Source organism: Streptomyces sp. NPDC002092 (assembly GCF_053593775.1).
Map to the genome: position 1 here is coordinate 1 of NZ_JBSFDG010000058.1, position 1089 is coordinate 1089.

Genomic DNA, 1089 nt, shown 5'->3' on the forward strand with positions numbered 1-1089 from the left:
CAGACCCTGCCGCTGCTGGTGGAACGCGAACGCGCCCTGCACGGCGCCTGGTACGAGTTCTTCCCCCGCTCCGAAGGCACCCAGGACCAGCCCCACGGCACCTTCCGCACCGCCGCCCGCCGCCTCCCGGCGATCGCCGCCATGGGCTTCGACGTCGTCTACCTCCCACCCATCCACCCCATCGGCACCACCTTCCGCAAGGGCCGCAACAACACCCTCTCCGCCGGCCCCGACGACGTCGGCGTCCCCTGGGCCATCGGCTCCCCCGAAGGCGGCCACGACACCGTCCACCCAAAACTCGGCACCCTCGACGACTTCGCCTGGTTCGTACGCCAGGCCGCCGAGCACGGACTGGAAGTGGCCCTGGACTTCGCCCTGCAGTGCTCCCCCGACCACCCCTGGGTCCACAAACACCCCGAATGGTTCCACCACCGCCCCGACGGCACCATCGCCTACGCCGAGAACCCCCCCAAGAAGTACCAGGACATCTACCCCATCGCCTTCGACGCCGACCTGGACGGCCTGATCACCGAAACCCTGCGGGTCCTCAGGCTCTGGATGGACCTGGGCGTACGGATCTTCCGCGTCGACAACCCCCACACCAAACCGGTCGCCTTCTGGGAGAAGGTGATCGCGGAGATCAACGCCGCCGACCCCGACGTGATCTTCCTGGCCGAGGCCTTCACCCGCCCCGCCATGATGCACACCCTGGCCCAGATCGGCTTCCAGCAGTCCTACACCTACTACACCTGGCGCACCACCAAACAGGAACTCACCGACTACCTCACCGAACTCTCCGGCGAGGCAGCCGCCTACATGCGCCCCAACTTCTTCGTCAACACCCCCGACATCCTCCACGCCTTCCTCCAGCACGGCGGCCGCCCCGCCTTCGAACTGCGCGCGGTCCTGGCCGCCACCCTCTCCCCCACCTGGGGCATCTACTCCGGCTACGAACTGTGCGAGAACACCCCCCTGCGCGAGGGCAGCGAGGAATACCTCGACTCGGAGAAATACCAGCTCCGCCCCCGCGACTGGGAAACAGCCGAACGCGAAGGCCGCACCATCACCCCCCTCATCACCCGACTCAAC

At 67.7% G+C, this 1089-nt stretch carries 1 pseudogene; it reads left to right on the forward strand.

The window, feature by feature from the left end:
- Window positions 1-1089: pseudogene (locus tag ACWCRD_RS44975) on the forward strand (alpha-1,4-glucan--maltose-1-phosphate maltosyltransferase); the annotation flags it as partial.